The organism is Glutamicibacter mishrai (assembly GCF_012221945.1).
GTDB classification, from domain to species: domain Bacteria; phylum Actinomycetota; class Actinomycetes; order Actinomycetales; family Micrococcaceae; genus Glutamicibacter; species Glutamicibacter mishrai.
This window is the reverse complement of the sequence record NZ_CP032549.1, coordinates 3,231,220-3,247,488: the sequence shown is the minus strand read 5'-3', so window position 1 is coordinate 3,247,488 and position 16,269 is coordinate 3,231,220. Positions and strand designations below refer to the sequence as shown.

General features: G+C 48.9%; 9 protein-coding genes. 3 read left to right on the top strand and 6 right to left on the bottom strand.

Annotated elements, in window-relative coordinates; translation table 11 throughout:
• Positions 1-40: 40 nt before the first annotated feature.
• From D3791_RS15150 to D3791_RS15135, 4 genes are all read right to left on the bottom strand, one after another.
• Positions 41-1,048, bottom strand: a complete 1,008-nt coding sequence (locus D3791_RS15150) for an NYN domain-containing protein (RefSeq protein ID WP_172512694.1) — start codon at positions 1,046-1,048, stop codon at positions 41-43.
• A 146-nt stretch (positions 1,049-1,194) separates the two neighbouring features.
• Positions 1,195-2,235: an XcbB/CpsF family capsular polysaccharide biosynthesis protein gene (locus D3791_RS15145; RefSeq protein ID WP_172512693.1), complete on the bottom strand. Its 1,041-nt coding sequence runs from the start codon at positions 2,233-2,235 to the stop codon at positions 1,195-1,197.
• Positions 2,236-2,308: 73 nt separating this feature from the next.
• Positions 2,309-6,151 (bottom strand): CDP-glycerol glycerophosphotransferase family protein, encoded by a 3,843-nt coding sequence (locus tag D3791_RS15140; RefSeq protein WP_172512692.1) that lies wholly within the window; start codon positions 6,149-6,151, stop codon positions 2,309-2,311.
• Between the two features lie 166 nt (positions 6,152-6,317).
• Positions 6,318-8,852, bottom strand: coding sequence for a glycosyltransferase (locus tag D3791_RS15135; RefSeq protein WP_172512691.1), 2,535 nt, complete (start codon positions 8,850-8,852; stop codon positions 6,318-6,320).
• A 514-nt stretch (positions 8,853-9,366) separates the two neighbouring features.
• Here D3791_RS15135 and D3791_RS15130 point away from each other — a divergent pair.
• Complete coding sequence (locus D3791_RS15130; protein WP_172512690.1) at positions 9,367-10,173, top strand: DUF6270 domain-containing protein; 807 nt, start codon at positions 9,367-9,369, stop codon at positions 10,171-10,173.
• Between the two features lie 367 nt (positions 10,174-10,540).
• Positions 10,541-11,425, top strand: a complete 885-nt coding sequence (locus tag D3791_RS15125) for a GT-D fold domain-containing glycosyltransferase (RefSeq protein WP_172512689.1) — start codon at positions 10,541-10,543, stop codon at positions 11,423-11,425.
• A gap of 366 nt (positions 11,426-11,791) precedes the next feature.
• Here the strand turns inward: D3791_RS15125 and D3791_RS15120 are convergent, their stop codons facing one another.
• Positions 11,792-12,997: a polysaccharide pyruvyl transferase family protein gene (locus D3791_RS15120; protein WP_172512688.1), complete on the bottom strand. Its 1,206-nt coding sequence runs from the start codon at positions 12,995-12,997 to the stop codon at positions 11,792-11,794.
• A 427-nt stretch (positions 12,998-13,424) separates the two neighbouring features.
• Here D3791_RS15120 and D3791_RS15115 point away from each other — a divergent pair, with 427 nt between their 5' ends.
• Positions 13,425-14,180, top strand: a complete 756-nt coding sequence (locus D3791_RS15115) for an SGNH/GDSL hydrolase family protein (RefSeq protein ID WP_172512687.1) — start codon at positions 13,425-13,427, stop codon at positions 14,178-14,180.
• 281 nt (positions 14,181-14,461) lie between these two features.
• Here the strand turns inward: D3791_RS15115 and D3791_RS15110 are convergent, their stop codons facing one another.
• Positions 14,462-16,255 (bottom strand): glycosyltransferase family protein, encoded by a 1,794-nt coding sequence (locus D3791_RS15110; RefSeq protein ID WP_172512686.1) that lies wholly within the window; start codon positions 16,253-16,255, stop codon positions 14,462-14,464.
• Between the last annotated feature and the right edge of the window lie 14 nt (positions 16,256-16,269).

Sequence of the window (16,269 nt, the reverse complement as noted above, 5' to 3'; positions counted from 1 at the left end):
GCTCGCGTCAGTTAGAGTTCTTCAAGTCGTTGCTAGCTCGTCACATGATCTTTGCTAGATACTCCCAGAAGGCACTGCGTAAGGTTCTGCGGATGGTCTGTTGATCAGTCTTCCACTCCCCCAGGACTTGAGCACAGTCCTTCAGCAATGTCCTATCGATTTCAGGTGGCAGCTGTGGCTTATCGGCCATGAGCTCAACAACTTCAGACTGAGTCGTAAATGCAAGCCAGGACTTGGCAACCTTTGCACCGATTTCTTCGGCCACTTTAAGTTCTTGTTGCTCGTAGGCAGCGTTGCCTTTGTAACCCGGCTGCTCGCCGCCACTTGAGTAAACGACTTCGGCACTGGACGCAGTTGGAGTCTGTGCCTTCGCAGTTGTTTTCTGGGCCATTACAGCAGGCGTTGGAGCGAAAGGCTTAGGTGCCATCGAAGTCGGGACTTCAGTCGGTGCGTTGGCAATAATTGAGGTCTTCTCGGAGTGGTGCTGGTCCCACTCCAAAACTTTTGTGAACGCGCTATCGAGCAGTTGATTTGGAATGGTTTCGATATAGTCCGCGGTCAAAGCCAAGTGCTCAGCCACTGAAGCAACCCCTAGCCTGCTGTCGGACTTTGCTACGCCCAGGAGCACCACTTTCATGCCGAGATCCTGGGCCTCCTCTACAGCCTCAGCGAGGTCATCATCGCCAGATACTAGGTACGCAATCGAAGCGGATCGATTCCTAGCCACTCCAACAAGGTCCAGAGCCAAACGTAGATCTACGCCTTTTTGCTCACCGTTGTACGAGATACGTCCCAGACGCACCTTTACTCCCGGTATCAGCCCGATCCTTTTATGCTGCTCAGTAAACAGACCGTCTTTAGATGCGTCATACCAGTAAACGCGTAGGTTATTAAGGCCGGTATTCTTCTTCACCGTTTGCACAATGCCGCGAACTAATGACTCATAGTGCGTCGTAAACGCAGACCGTAAAGTTGTACCAGCAGCACGGTGTCCGCCTAGTGAAAGTAAAAATCCAGCATCTATGAAAATGGCAGTTTGGTTCATCATGGTTCGATCCTACCTACTCCATGAGGAGCCAAAGCCCCGGAAGAACTCACAAATTAGCCATTCCGCGTAGGGGACCCTAGTTTTGGTGTCCAAGCGTCCTTTCATCAGGTACGCTCACCAAGAAGCAACTTACCTTTCGCGCGACTTTACTTCACAATAGAACGTCCGTTTTTCAAACCAACCCCCGCAAGCATAGTGGTGGCTATGGTGGTCGTGACGTGGAGTGCATTCGGGGCCACATCCGGATGATCCTTGATCTCCGGACTATCCACATCGATGAAGATCCCGTTGTCAGTCAAAGATAAGAACTGATCATGAATGTATTTATGTTGCGGAGACCGGCGCGAATAAATTACGCATTGGGTCCCCTCTTCCGCACCATCTATGTCATTTTGGGCAAGGAGTTGCGTGAATATCTCATCCTTACGCCGAGGGAACAAAGAATTGTTGGTGAAATGAATATCGTTGTGCTTATTCCAGTAGTGAGCATCCGAAAGAATTGGATCCACAGCAACGAATTTCAAACCAAGCGATACACCGTGATAAAGGGCTCCAGTACCGCCTTTTGACGATCCTAGAAGTACAACATCTTCTGGTTGAACTCCATTTTGAGCCATCACGTCTCTAATTAGAGTTCCGATATTTTGCGTGTTTTTCGGGAGAGCCAGAGTATCAAGATAGAAATTTCCAATTACCCCGCCTACATCAGCAATTCTCAGAATATAAGTTTCTTTATTACTAAATTTCGCAATCGAGTTGAAGTTAGTAGTAAAGTACCGGCTGAGGCTCGGCGTGAATAGGTCTGGCGGCATGGATGAGAACAAAACTAGCAATCGTGGGCGCGTTGGTGTTTGCAACGGTTCTTCTAGCTTGTAAACAGTACCGTCTTCTGCCCTACGGTAAGTACCATCCTTCAATGGATTCCAGAGTCCGTCGAGCCGGCTTTCGTGTACAAAACTTGTTACAGATCCGCGCTGTGCGTACGCGTAGTACGCGCTTTGCGCCATTGTGACTATTGCTTCACGGAAAACGGAGTTGTGCAAAGCTATGCGAGAGAAGCTCTGTTCCACATTCATTGCTCGCAAATCCACATGGATAAAGCGCGGAGACAAATCCGTTTTCAGCAGCTGCAACAGGTCGCCAAGTTCGGCCGAATCGAGCTTGAGGACATTACCAGTTCGTTCCATACACGGTCCTTTCATGAATGATGCGCCTCAGGATTTCTGAGGCGCATCATAAGGGGTCAAGTAACAGTAGTAGCTATGCGTCCAGACCGACAAATTCAGATAGAGCTGAAGTCAATGACTCATCACAATAATTGACTACGTCAAATTTAACGAAATCCTTGGCGGAGTCCAGTGTTACTTGGAATCCGTGCGAAAGGCCCTCTACCGAATTCTCCACAAGTAGTCCGTAACCTGGCTCGAGTATGCCACGGTTTCCCACTATGTCAGTCGCAAGAACTGGTAGTCCGAGAGTTAGGGCCTCCAGCAAAACCATAGGCTGGCCCTCGTGGTCAGATGCCAAGACAAACGCATCTACAGCTCGCATAACCGCAAATGGATTAGAACGCTGGCCGGCCAGAAGGATAGATGGACCAAGGTTATTCGCAGACACATACGCTTCAAGCTCAACGCGTAGGGGTCCGTCCCCTAGCAAGACCAATTTCGCCCCTGGAACAACCTCAAGGTGTCGCCGGAAAGCCTTGAAGAGTTTCAAATGAGCTTTCTCTGGTGACATTCTCCCAATGCTCAACCACGTCTCAGTCGCTCCGTTCAAGAAGGCTTGAATGTCGCTATCTAGAGGCTTGTTCGTCTCTTCATAGAGAAGTTCAAAATTGATTAAATTATTGATCGGCCGGAAGTTAGAGGCCGGGATGTCAAAGATGTGCCCCAGTTCATCTCTATTGATGTCGTTAGTTGCCGCAGAGACAGACAGCAGTTTGTCATACCACTTATTAATCTTCATGGTGCCCGCAAGCTCGGGATATTTCGTGGTCCATTCTGCGTAAATACGATTGTGCATAAATGCGATCTTTTTCTTAGATCGTGCAGCAGAACCTAACAACGCAGACCAGAATGGCGCATAACCATCGAATTCAATTACTGCGTCAAACTTCGCTTGACCGAAAATCCGCTCAAATTCTCTTGCAAAACCGCCTTGATAGATCTGCTCTTGTTCTTGCGATCCCCAGGCGTTCCATGCATTGAACTTGTCGATTACCCATCGTTCTTCCAGAGACACCAAATGCGCTCCAACCCGGGCAATCTTTTGCACATGCTCAGGCAACATCGCAAATTTGTCCATGCGAAGTGGTTCCTTGCTGAAAGGTGCCGGGTCGAAAAGGAACACTACACGATACATGGACGGATCAATTGCGTTAAGCATATTGATAAACGCCGACGTAATCCCGTTCGGGAGGAGGCTCTGATGGAACAACAGCACTTTCTTTTCATCCGCTCGGAGAGTTTCGATGAAAGTCGTGTCGTCTCCAAAAAATGCATCGACAGTGCGTTTGGCTGACGAACCATTTTCCTGAGCAGAAAAACTTGCTATGGCATTCGAATATGAAACGTCTGCCGCAACGTCTTGCGAAAGTGAAGATTTGATGCAGTCCATAAGCTCCGTCGGTGTCTGAGTGACAGTTCCAGGCAGCTCATCAAAGTCAAAATACAATCCACGTTCAGCTTTGTACTCATCGAGATCTGGGACGTGGTAAATGATGGGCTTTTTCATTGGCATGAAGTCAAAGAAGATACTGGAGTAGTCAGTAATCAAGACATCAGAGATCGCTAATACCGACTCCGAGGCAATGTTTTCTGGAACCGTGATCGCGGGCAATTCCGTCTTACCGATTATGGCCTCGGTCATGTGGTGAGCCCTGAATAATAGGACCGTTCCATCGACATCTCCCATAACCCCCAAATCGCGAATCAACGATTCAGTATCGAAATGCTTGGTATTGAGCGATCCACGCCACGTTGGCGCATAGAAAATAACCTTCTTACCTTCTGGAATGCCCAGCTCAGTCCTCAATGCGTCTTTCTCGGAAGGCGTCGCGGACAGCATCTGATCAATGCGCGGCGTACCAGTTCGGAGGATCCGTCCAGAATACAATCCAGAAATGTCGTACCGATCAATCAATACGTTTCGGGTGTGATCGTTTGGTGCTAACAGCTCGGTTGCCTGAAGAAAATTGCGGCTTACATTCGCATGTTCCATGAACCCAGTGCCGATGTCCTTGCCCAGGGTCTTTAGCGGGGTGCCATGCCACGTATTGAGATAGCGCTGACCTTCTCGCCTCACAAAGTAGTGAGGGAAAGTGACGTTGTTGATCAAATAGCCAGCAGACGCGAGCAATTTTAGATAGAGGCGGCTGCCCCGCGGCACAAGAATAACATTCGGATTTTGCCGTACGTCCTCTGGTACTTTTGTTTCCGAAGTAACTACCCAATAATGCCTCGTCGTTGCGTATCCTGGCCTTTGAGCCAATTCACGATATAGAGCTAATGGGTTACAAGAGATCTTCCCACCGAAGTAGCTCTCGTACAGAACGGCCTGATCATCCAGTTCAGTAGATTCTTGTAACGAGACGTACTCCATGATGTCGCGACGCCATTTGGCTTTAAGGTACTGTTCGGCCGCAATGCCGTCAGCACGAACAAAAACTCGCGTCTGCAAGAACGAAGAGATGGCTAGGTCTGCCAGCCCCAAACGGTGTGCAGCTAGGGCTTTATGGAAGAACCAAATCCCATTTTGTTCCGGATCCCTACGGCAAGCTTCAGTCAAATACCTCAGAGCGATTTCATAGTGGCCAGCTTTAAGCATCTTGACGCCACGGTCGTGAAGTACTTTGAAGTCATTGCGCTCGATCAACCGCAACAGGTGCGCTTCAAATAACTCAGCGTCATATGCACCGAGCTCTATACTTTCCAGGGTCATGACGTGCTCAACTAGGTTCGCCTGCCCTGGCAGACTCTTCAAGAACTCTTGTAACGCTCCTTCAATATCATTGGCGGACCATAGGACAAATGCCAGCCGGAAGCTCCAGTACGGTTGGTCCTTGCCCAGGAATCGAATTGCAGCGTCGTATGCTTGAGCCGCATCTTTGTAGCGTTCTTGACGCTCTAGCGCGAGTCCCATGCGGTAGTGTCGCGCAGGCTTGTCGGGATCTTCTTCCAGTGCTTCGCGGAACCACTCAGAAGCTTCCGCCCATGCATTGTTTCGGTCGGCAGCAAGACCGGTGTTATACAAATTCGAAGCCGGATCAATGGAGTCACGCGCAGCATCTTTATAGAACCTGTAAGCATCCGGCCAATGACCCTTGCTTTGATAGTACTGGGCTACTACCGACATAGGGTCTTCCCCAGGTTTCAGAGCTCGGATTAGCTCCAATCCATCTGCTTCGAGGTCAGCCCGCCCGCATTCCCTGCTCGAACGAACCAACCCACAAGCATTAGCCAAGCTCTTTGAACCTGCTGCAATAGCCTTTGAATGGGCTTCAGCGCTCTCAGCATATCTATTGAGGGAGGCAAGCTCCGCCCCGAGGCGTTCGAGCCAGCTGGCGTTCGCGGGTTCGAGCTGGAGTCCGTACTGCAGAGCTTCAATTTTCTGCCACGTCGGACTATTTTTCAGAGAATTAGATACGTAAGCCGTAGAAATGGATTTATCTGCTGAACCCATATGTATTGCGTTGGCAAGTACTTCTCTAGCATCGGCATGTCGTTTTGAACTTGAATACGCTCTGGCGAGTCTAGTGAGCGCATCAATATTTCCTGGCTGAAGAGCAACAGCATACTCATAAGCATCGGCCGCATCAGTATGGCGTTTAGTTTGTTCGTAAAGAGCTCCCAAACGAATATTCCACGAATAGTTATCAGGAACGAGTGATAGCGCTTTCTTCGTCCACAATAAGGACTCTGGAAGGTTCTTCAACTGAAAATAAGCGTTACCGACAAGATAATTGACTCGGCCATCGACACTACCGACGATCTTTGCAGCCTTCTTGAACTCGTCAAGAGCCTCAGCCCATTTGCCAGCCTTGCCAAGTAGCTGACCATGTTTGATTGTCGCCTCTGCGAACAGATCTTTGATAACCATCATTCTCCTAATACCGTCAAAACTTAAATGCCCAACCTTCGGCCGATCTGATCAAATTCCACGCCGTATGTTTCCAGAACAGGCTAGAAATATGAGCCGGAAATCTCCAACCTGCTGTACGGCGATTACCGTCATGGTGTGAAATTCGCACGTTCTATAGTTATCCGACTTACGGCAGCAAGATTTGCTCAAATTCAGTAATGGCTCGCTTGTTGTAACTAACGACGTCAAAGTCTACGACTTCCCCATCGGATTCGATTTGAGTAATCATCCCGGCTGCTAAATCGTCAACGGTTGGCGCAACAATTCTGCCTACATTCTTTGGCAGGGCGCCCTTAACCGAACCGAAGGAAGTGGTTATCACAGGAACTCCTAAAACGAGAGCCTCTAATAACACCATCGGCTGACCTTCATAGTCACTAGAAAGCACGAAAGCATCAGACAGGGACATGAGCTGGTACGGGTTTTTTATGTGTCCAACTAGTTTGACCGATTCTGTAAGCCCGAGGCTAACAATCTCTTGCCTGATCAGTTTCTTCAACGGTCCATCGCCTGCAATAACAAGTCTGGTGGCTGGAAACCGTTTGTGCACGCGGGCAAAAGCGCGAACAAGTCTGATGTGATTCTTTTCCGGTGACAACCGGCCGGCGGAAAAGAATGTGAAGAAGGCTCTACCTGAATCAACTGAAGCAGCAATTTCCTTAAGAGCGGGGCGTGCAGGATCTATTAGTCTCTGTACTAGATCGCCCATCATCATGCTCCTATGATGTCGATCCAGTTCATAACTTGTTGACCCCGAGCCGTCATCCAGGGCCGCCATTTGGCGGATCTTCTCTTCGTTCACCGTGTTTGATGCCCACGAGAAATTTGAACGCGGTGCCCATTTAGCTAAGGATAACCTATTTATGTCATTTAGCCCTTGAGAAACAGAGACTAAATTATCAAATTTCCGATAAATTGAAAATGTCGAATAGAGGCCATCCTTAAGTGGGGTATCCCCCTCCACCGAGCGCAAAGCATCGGCAGCCAAATCGTTATGGAGCCATATAGATTTTTTTGATTCCGGCCCATGCAAGAAAAGCATTCCCCAAAAGGCCGTGTAGCCACTAAAATCAATCATGTGATCAAACTTCGCATTCCCGAAACAGCGACGCCATTCGGTTTCCCAAAGTTTCTTTTGAGTTGGAAGTTTGGCAATAAGCGAATCATTACCATATTTCAAAACCCGTAGACGTAATGCATTATCCAGGTAGCCACTGGTAAACGTTCCAAACCTGAACAGAACTCTAGCGTTGGGATTAATTTGAGCATAAATATGCTGTTTGGCGTTCTGCGCATTGTATGGACACAACACAGTTACATCGAACCGCGAATAGTCGATGTTATCCAACAAATTCAAGGCAGAGGTGGTTATGCCATTTGGTATCAAACCGCCAGCGTATAAAAGAATCTTCAGCTTATCGTTACTCGATAGTCGTATTGACCGCGCTTCGCCGCCCCTAAAGACGGCGTTCACCACACGTTCCGTGCTGCGACCATCATCGTAGGGTACGTACTTTTCCCGACTTTGTTTATAGGCATCAGCAATAGGCGAATCATTCTTCCCGGACGCTAGCTCTAAAGTGATTGCCTCCACTAGGCCGGTAGCAGAATTAGTTACACGTCCCGGCAAGTCCTCTGGATCAACGTACAGATCCCTATACCGTCGGTAGTCATCAATATCAGGGATGTAGAAGACTACAGGACGACCAGTACTCAAGAAGTCGTAGAAAATACTCGAATAGTCGGTGACCAAGATGGACGTAGCGCCTAACGCCACATTTGTAGGAATACCATTCGGAATTAAGTAATCCTTGAGATCCGCATCTTCGCTCACTGCGGCGGAGACTACCTGATGGGCTTTAAGGAGGACCTGGTATTTCGTGCTATCAATGCCCTCTTCGATGATATCGATCAGGCCCTTTAGACTTGCGGCATCATTGTGAGGACTAAAATACGATTCGCCCTTCCACGTAGGTGCGTAAAGAATAATTTCTCGGTCATCAACCCGAACACCATAGTTCTCCATCAACGACCGAAATTCCAGCTCTGGCTGAGCATTCGTCTGCTGACGGTCCGTTCGCGGATTTCCTTCTTCTAGTATCTGCCCTTCATATATGCCTTGGAGCTTGAATGCTTTCGAATACATTACATCTGTCATCGCGGGAGATGACGATAAAAGGTAGTCTGCCGCGAGGAAATTACGGACTATATTTTTTGCATCTTCAGGTCGCCCCGCAATGTCATAGCCCATTTTTTTCAGAGGAACACCGTGCCAAGTATTGAGATATACCTGCCCATCTCTTTTAACAAAAGGTGCCGGGAAGCTAACGTTGTTAACGAGATACTTTGATGTCGAAAGTTTGCGATGATACTCAAGAGATCCATACTTGACAAACGAAACGTTAGAGTAGGATTCAAAATCCTTTGTAATAGACTCATAGCGATGAATGTCGTTGAGAACCCATGTAAATTTGAAGTCGCTGTATTCTGGTCTTTCCAGCATGTAACGAAAAATTGCCTCAGGATGGCAAAGCATCCCATTGCCAGAATAAGACTCGAACAATACCGATTTTTCCATAATCGGAAGATTTCGCCAGTACGACTGAACTTCACGTTTGGCTAAGTTCTTAATTCGACGCGAAATTCGCTTTACTTTTGTCATATCCGGCAATTACTTGTTCCCCTGCTCATGTTTTACAGGCCCATTACTATGCGACTAGCCTGAGACACGCAACCCCGTAAGTACCATTGGCGATCTCAAACCCACCACCGAAGTCGACGGTTCTCCCTACAAGTATAAACAAGATTTGTCACCTTGTTGTACATCTTCCGTTTACCTCCAGTTAAGGAACTTAGCCAACCTCGTTGCAAATTCATCTGTCTCTTGTAGCTTTGAGCAAGTTCTCGTCGCGCAGACGGTACAGCCACATGTGGAATATAAAAAGTCAATCTTGACGACGCGCTGCTGACTCTTCGTCTCCCTTGAAGCTGATACCCGTCCGACCATCGTAAATATGACCTGGGCGCTATCATCATTTGAATCGTCAGGCCCCTTACCTGTCAGCGTTGAGCGAGACCAGACCTTCATGGAACCCCCAGTTTTCATGGTTGGAATGGTCGGTCTTCCCTCCGGTAACTTAAGAATGTGAACGAGTGTTGAAAGATATAATGATCGAATGGTTCAAACCTCAGGCGATGCCACACTACCAATCAAAGTAGCAGTTATTGGCAGCTGCGTAACCAGAGATGTGTTCAATCGGCAGTTCTGCCCGAGCTATAAGATGTTCTTTGAATGCGGTTCGAGCCTTATCCAGGGGTCGCTGATCTCTTTCGTTTCCGGCCCGTTCACTGTTCCTGAAGCTGATCTAGCCCAGCTCAAGGACAGTATCGTGAAGGACATCAGGTCAGAGATGACCCGTGAAGTAAATTCTTACATCGCCACCGAAAAGCCGGAATACATTATCTTCGATTTCTTCGGAGATATACGATTCGGTGCCGCACAGCTGAAGGATGCAACTTTCGTCACCCGTAATCAGTGGAAACTCACTAAAACTGATTTCTACAAAGAAAACCTCCTCCGTGAATTCCGCCCACAGTCGGAACAGTACTTTGACCTGTGGACGGAAGCAGCGACTGAAGCGGTGAACTACATTCGCAGAGTATCGCCAAACAGCAAGCTGGTTCTTCACGACGTTGAGTTCGTGACGAAGTACCGAGAGAAAAACGGACAAGCCAAAGAAATGGGTAATGCCTCCGCGTTGCATGCCATGAACGTTTGGTGGCGGAAGCTCAACACCTACTTTTCAGAAAATTTTGCTGATGAAGTCATCTGCGTTCGGAACGACGACACCATGAGTTTCGTAGGGCACCCCTGGGGTGTTTACGGAGTGCATTACCAGCTCCAATATCATGCGGATTTCTTGAACGAACTTACGCGCATGGCTCTTACTCATGCTCGTTCGAGCCAACGTGCCTTAGTTTAGGTGCTGGACCGCTACCTAATCGTTGCCTTTGAACCAAGGCAGCAGGAGGTTCTCGGCGATCTTCATCGCCGCCTCATCCGCGAAGCGGGTACCATCCACCATGACCGATGGAAGCAGGGAATCATTGGTCATGTTAGAAGAGGCCACCCGCGCAAGGTGTAGTCCCCAGATCGTACATCATCTGGTTCGCCACGTAGCCAGGTGGCCATGTAAGTCAATAAACTGGCCGGGATAGTGTTCCTCAGACCGCCGGTTAGCTTCTACGACGACCGGGCATTAATGCATTCGGATGTGCTCAAAGGCCTCGATAGAACAACGTCACATGTAAGATGGCGCCTAGTGTAATTAACTCGGACTGGAGAGTATTTTGGAAATTGAGCAACTCGTAACAAGCTTGCTGAGCGTGGTAAAGAATCAAAACAAGATCTTAGAGAACCAAGGTAAACAACTTGCCGAGCAGGGGCGGATGCTTGAAGTTTTAGGCAAAGCAAGCCTTCGAGAGGTCTTAGCAGATGTCGATGAGACTATTCAGTATCGACAGTTGTCCATGATGGAGACCATGGAAGAACTTCATAAGGGTAAATCGGTGGCTCGTTGGGGTGACGGCGAGATTCGTCTAATGTTGCAACCGGAATTTGAGCTCTCGTTCCAGAAACCAAATCCGGAACTAGCGTTTGAACTCAAACGGATACTTCTTTCCTACGACGCCATTTATAAGCACACTCTACTAGCCTTCCCAACTATTTTCGTAAGCCGGCTGTGGATGGGTATTTGGGCTGAGGTGTGGCACGCTTTACAACCCATTTTGGCACAGTCAAAGTCGACGTGGGCTAACACCCATATATCAAGACCTCTATTTTTCCAGAAGCATGGGCAAGACGCGGTAGACGCTTGGCGTTCGCTTTGGGACGGTAAGAACGTTTGTGTCATCGCCGGCAAGAACTCTCGTTTTGCTTTACTTCCTGAACTGTTCGATAACGTGGCAGACATCAAGTTGGTCGAGTCGCTACCCCGAAACGCCTTCTCCGAATTTTCAGAACTGAAGCAACGAGTACTTGACACTCCGAAGGCCGACATATATCTCACAGCGCTGGGCCCGACAGGTACGACATTGTCTGCCTTTTTGAGTTCCCCAGATGGCGGAAACAAACACACCATCGATGTCGGTCATCTTGCTTCAAGCTACGCGGCCGCGTTCACTGGTGGAGAGTTTCCGGAGAACGTGCCGTTGATAAAACCAGATTCAAAGTAATACTGGTCACGGTGATGTCTGATGTATTCTACGAGTTCATCTAGCTCGGGGCGCGAAATCAGTATTTAGTCTCGTCGTTAAACACTTTCGGGCCTGAATCCACCTTATTAGGCGGACTCAGGCCCGTTTTCTTGTCGTTGTCCCAACCGCAGTGTTTCTGCCATCCGCAATACGGATTAGCGAACCTCTTTAGTCAGGTTGAACTGAACTGAAACTTGAACAATCTGACGTAATCACCCATGTAAGTACTAGACCAACAATTATCACAAGAATTAGTCGCGTATTTCTATCCATGCTTCGTACCTCAAGACCAATTCACCGATATCCGATCCCTCGTGCATCCGTTTTACCGGCATGCCAAAGATCTTATTCCCTCTCGGTTAGCCCGGCGGCAAGAAGAACTGACTCTAATGGATCCAGGTCAACTAAAAGATCCGGCAAGGTCGCAGACTCCGCCAATTTGTGCCAAGAGACGCCGTTCAGATCCTTTTGAACGACAGACTTTTTGCAAACCTGTCGTCGTTCCAAAGTGGTAAAGAAATCATCAAACTTGAAATTGCTGGAATGCAATTTGTGGTCGGAGACTTGAAGCCAGATCCAAGGGATTCCATAAGCCTGAGCCACGATTATTCCATGCAATGATGAAGAGATACACACGGAAGACGAAGCGATCTGCTCCACTACCAGACGCGCATCATCGCCTACATTGATAAAATTGATGTTTTCCTCTGCCGTATCTAAGTATTTGGCGTGCTCCCAATGGAGAACTACTGAAATAGACTTCGAATCCAACGGATCCCTTCGTGGGACCGGGAAATACTTCGGCAATAGGAGCGCAGGATCGCCGAATACAGAAGGAACGGTCCAGCCAAGTTTCGCCTCCAGCTCCAATTGGGTGTATCGGCCGCGCACAGCTAGAACCTCTACATTCTTGCGCTGCCTGAGATTCATGATTTGCCTGTCGGACAATGGGGCAAGCAATCCGCTCCCCCACACCGTTACGTTATCCCGATCTATGGAGGTCGTAATTGATCCAACCGAGAAAAGTGTATTTCCCGCGCGCACTCGCTGGCGAGCATTCAACGGCTTCACGGAAAGCATCTCAGAAACCAGCAGTGGGCCTACCGAGTCTCCAAAGTTAGCCAGTCCGTCCCACCAATAAATGGGTAATCCAGGTGCGTCACACCCAACATCTTCTCGTCTAAATGAGAGATACTCAGTGGTCTCTTTTTGAATTCCCTCAATAAGATCAATAATGTTTTCGATGAGGGTTTCAGTGTTTCCGTCGCTAAGCGAGCCAGGAATGAGCAACCTTTCACCGTCTTTTTGGCGGAGCTGATACTTCGTCAAGAACGCATTGCGAATGAGTCTACGCGTCGCGATGGTGCGTCCGACGAGGCTGGCAACCAATGAGTTTTCAACCAATTCAATATCAAGTGCAACTTGCCCCATTAAAACCGGGAATTCAATTACACATTTAACATTTCTGTAAACGAAAATCTTATCGCAACTTTGCTTGAGATAAGCGTTTGCGTTTAACAGGTCAGACAACTTAGAAATATCTAATTCCATTATGTATCAACTCTAATCGGAGAACTTATATTGGCCTAATGTATGATACAGCATGAGTTGGAACCTCCACGTACCATACAGTTAGACCTCGTAGCCGGTTTTCGTATCACTTTCGATATAACGCGAGTACTGGCCCAAGACGCTCCGCGTTTCAAATCGCTATCTCCAGACCTAGGCCACAAACCAAATGAGCACATGAACGAATGCGTCACCTGGCCACCTCCCCGAGCCACAGTATGCGCTCTGCAAATTGCGCCCCGTCTCTCCGACCTCGCAACTTATCGATTCTGAAGAGAGTATCTGCTCCAAAACGAAACTTTGACGTATTTGGAATCCGACTAGTAGGACTACGAGGCCTGTCATGCTGTAAGCTCGTGCGGATCAGTTTATTTCACTGTCCCGCTAGTTTAGATTGAACAGGTATCGAATGAAATTCCTCGTCGTCGGCGACTCCCACACCGAATATTTTGGAATCACTAATCAGCTGCGAACCATTAACAAATCGCTACGCGGAATAACTTGCTATAACAAGGTCATCCACGGGGCGACAGTATCAGGCGTTGGCAAGCTTACGTCTACGCTAAACGTTGGTTCTGACATTCCGAAATGGATAAAGAATGCTAAGCCGGACTTCTTAGTTCTCAATTTGGGGCAAGTTGATATCGAACTTGGAATCCCGTTTCGACAATATGTACAGGGCAGCACAAGCCCAATGTCTGAGTTGATCGACCAATTCGTTGCAGCGTATTTCCGTTACATCGAAACACTCGACATGCCAAACTCGCGGATCATAATCAAGGGCATAAACCTACCTACGCTTTGCTACGATCGCGACAAGGCCATCAAATACATCACCCGAATCGTAACAGAACGATTCACCGACAGTTCTGATGACTTATCGAAACGGCACTCTGTAGTCCAAAATCTCAAGAACTCTTATGCGTCAGACATTCTCCGAACTGAACTTGCATTTAGGTTCAATTCAATATTGAAGGGTGCCTGCAATGAACTCGGATACGGATATTTCGATATTAACGCTCATCTATTGGACCCTGAATCAGGCACGATATCACCAAAATTTGTCCCAACCGGATTCGATCATCACATCATTGATTCGTTGGATGTCCGGGATTTGCATTGGCGAGAACTACTGCCGGTCGCTATGGGTAATTACTGGTCGTAGCACTTCACCTGGCACGAAATCTGAAGATTTTTGCAGCCGAACAAGAAATCTTCGAGGTTCGCGGGGGCCATGTTCCTTCCGATAACATCCGGTTAGTACGTCCACGAGTCCAACAGATTCGACAGTTCCGGTAACCACAACGGTCAATAATGTTAGTTGCTCTCAGACGCGGGTACTGGCCTGTCAGCCGATCCAGAAAAATCATGACTTGCTCTGCATGAGTTGATGATTAATGCGAATGGCAATCATAAATTTTCCGGATCGGCCGGTTGGCGATACTGTTATTTATTCAGTTTTCCCGCTTGATCGAGATTCAACTTGTCAGTCCAGTAGGAGTCCGAGGTCAGCTGATCATAGCCATCACGCCACAACCGGATGTTCTCATCGTAGGCTGAACGCAAACGCATCGTGTTTCGAACCAAGCGCAATGACTCGCGCCAGAACTTTTTCTGATTACGGCGAACCACGTACGCCGAAGACTGATCACCGTTGAGATAAGTGATCTCCTTAGCTCCGTAAACCTTCCGGTAGTCATCACGGAAAGGCGATGACAGCGTCAGATTCGCATCAGTTTCCTTGCCCAGTGGCAGCAAGTGACCGTTCAAAGTTGCCAGGAGCAACCCGCGTGAATAGCGCGGCTTTTCTCCGTGCAGTTCGCTTGGCCGTTCCTGGACTGGCTTCCACGCTTCGTCTTTGGTGAGCGCCTTAAGATCGGCCCGCCGTCTTGCCATATCGGCATGCTTATCAAAGAACTTCGGTCCACGAAGCACATCCTCAAAGGCCAGGTTGATGGCGGAGAGAGTGTCGTAATGGAACCTCATGACGTTTCGCATGTAGAAGCTGGCCACCATCTGCTGCAGTTCCAACCATGAACGCTGCTTTTCTGGCAATGACAAGTGGTGGACCAAGTGGCTGCGGAAGTCCAGGTACCAGGTCATCGGAGACGCCTTATCGGTAAAGTTTTCCTGGACTGAGGCAACACCAGGCAATGACACGATGTCAAAGTCATTGACCAGTGAGAAACTTACGTCATCGCCGCGCACGAAGAATGGGAATGGCAGGTGCTGCACCTGGTCAATCGGGAAGGCGAAGAACCACCAGCCAGCATACAGATCTTCTGGCGCTGGAGCGGTCGTCTCGTATTCCATGTTGAAGACGGCATCGCGTGAACGAAGATCCAGGCCGTGGTAGCGAGGCTTGCAACCAAGCTCGAATTCGGCACCGTTCTCCCAGATCTGCCAGCGATGCGATGCGTTGATCATCGAGCCGGCAACTGCGGTGCGTGGATCCTTGGCGAAGGCCAGCAGCCACCAAGTGCGCGATAGTGCCTCCATCTGGATGGAAGCGTCGTCATCCATGAAGAGGCAGTGGGTTGCTCCTATTTCTCGGGCACGCAGCAAGCCGCGAGTGAATCCACCGGCGCCACCAAGGTTTTCGTTGGCAATGACCTCAACACCGTCACCGTCATCAACCTTCAGGGAATTGCCGTTATCAACCACAGTCATGCTGATGTGTTCTTTGATCTCGGAAGTCGCGCGGAATTCGCGGAAACGAGAGATGGTGTTCTCAACTTCATCTTCACGTCGGAAAGTCGTTACCGAAAGCATCAATTCCGGAGTGCGTACTGGCGTTGCCGTGGTTGCCCAGGCAAAATCTTCCAGCTCGCCGTCCTTGAGCGCCATCAGGTCGAAGAACAGCAAGGACTCATCAGAGGTCGACTCGTCGATGACCACCGGCTGGCGGTATGTGCCGTCGAGGGTGATAACTTCACTGACAATCTTGTGCCATGACTTATGGCGGTCAGCTTGGAAGACGTTCAGCTGGTAGCGTCCGTGGCCCTTGAGCTGGAGTTCCAGTGGAAGGTTTCCGCAGATCCTTCTCCACTTTCCGTAGTTGAACACGTTGTAGTACGTGCTCGTGGAGAGCAGCCCGCCCGGGGCGAATTCTGCCACGCCCCGGCTGAGCGAGATGCCCACTGGACCGTAGACATGAAAGTGCGCTTCTTGTTCCGTCGAGATTCCGGCTTGCAGCCAGATTCCCGGTTGTACGGGGTAAGAGGTGCTTGACTCGGTCATGTCAGGTCCTTCGA

Bases quoted from the DNA above. Each gene is read 5' to 3' on its own strand.
- D3791_RS15120 (WP_172512688.1), bottom strand. From the start codon at position 12,997: ATGGAATTAGATATTTCTAAGTTGTCTGACCTGTTAAACGCAAACGCT.
- D3791_RS15135 (WP_172512691.1), bottom strand. From the start codon at position 8,852: ATGACAAAAGTAAAGCGAATTTCGCGTCGAATTAAGAACTTAGCCAAA.
- D3791_RS15130 (WP_172512690.1), top strand. From the start codon at position 9,367: ATGGTTCAAACCTCAGGCGATGCCACACTACCAATCAAAGTAGCAGTT.
- D3791_RS15115 (WP_172512687.1), top strand. From the start codon at position 13,425: ATGAAATTCCTCGTCGTCGGCGACTCCCACACCGAATATTTTGGAATC.
- D3791_RS15145 (WP_172512693.1), bottom strand. From the start codon at position 2,235: ATGGAACGAACTGGTAATGTCCTCAAGCTCGATTCGGCCGAACTTGGC.
- D3791_RS15140 (WP_172512692.1), bottom strand. From the start codon at position 6,151: ATGATGGTTATCAAAGATCTGTTCGCAGAGGCGACAATCAAACATGGT.
- D3791_RS15150 (WP_172512694.1), bottom strand. From the start codon at position 1,048: ATGATGAACCAAACTGCCATTTTCATAGATGCTGGATTTTTACTTTCA.
- D3791_RS15110 (WP_172512686.1), bottom strand. From the start codon at position 16,255: ATGACCGAGTCAAGCACCTCTTACCCCGTACAACCGGGAATCTGGCTG.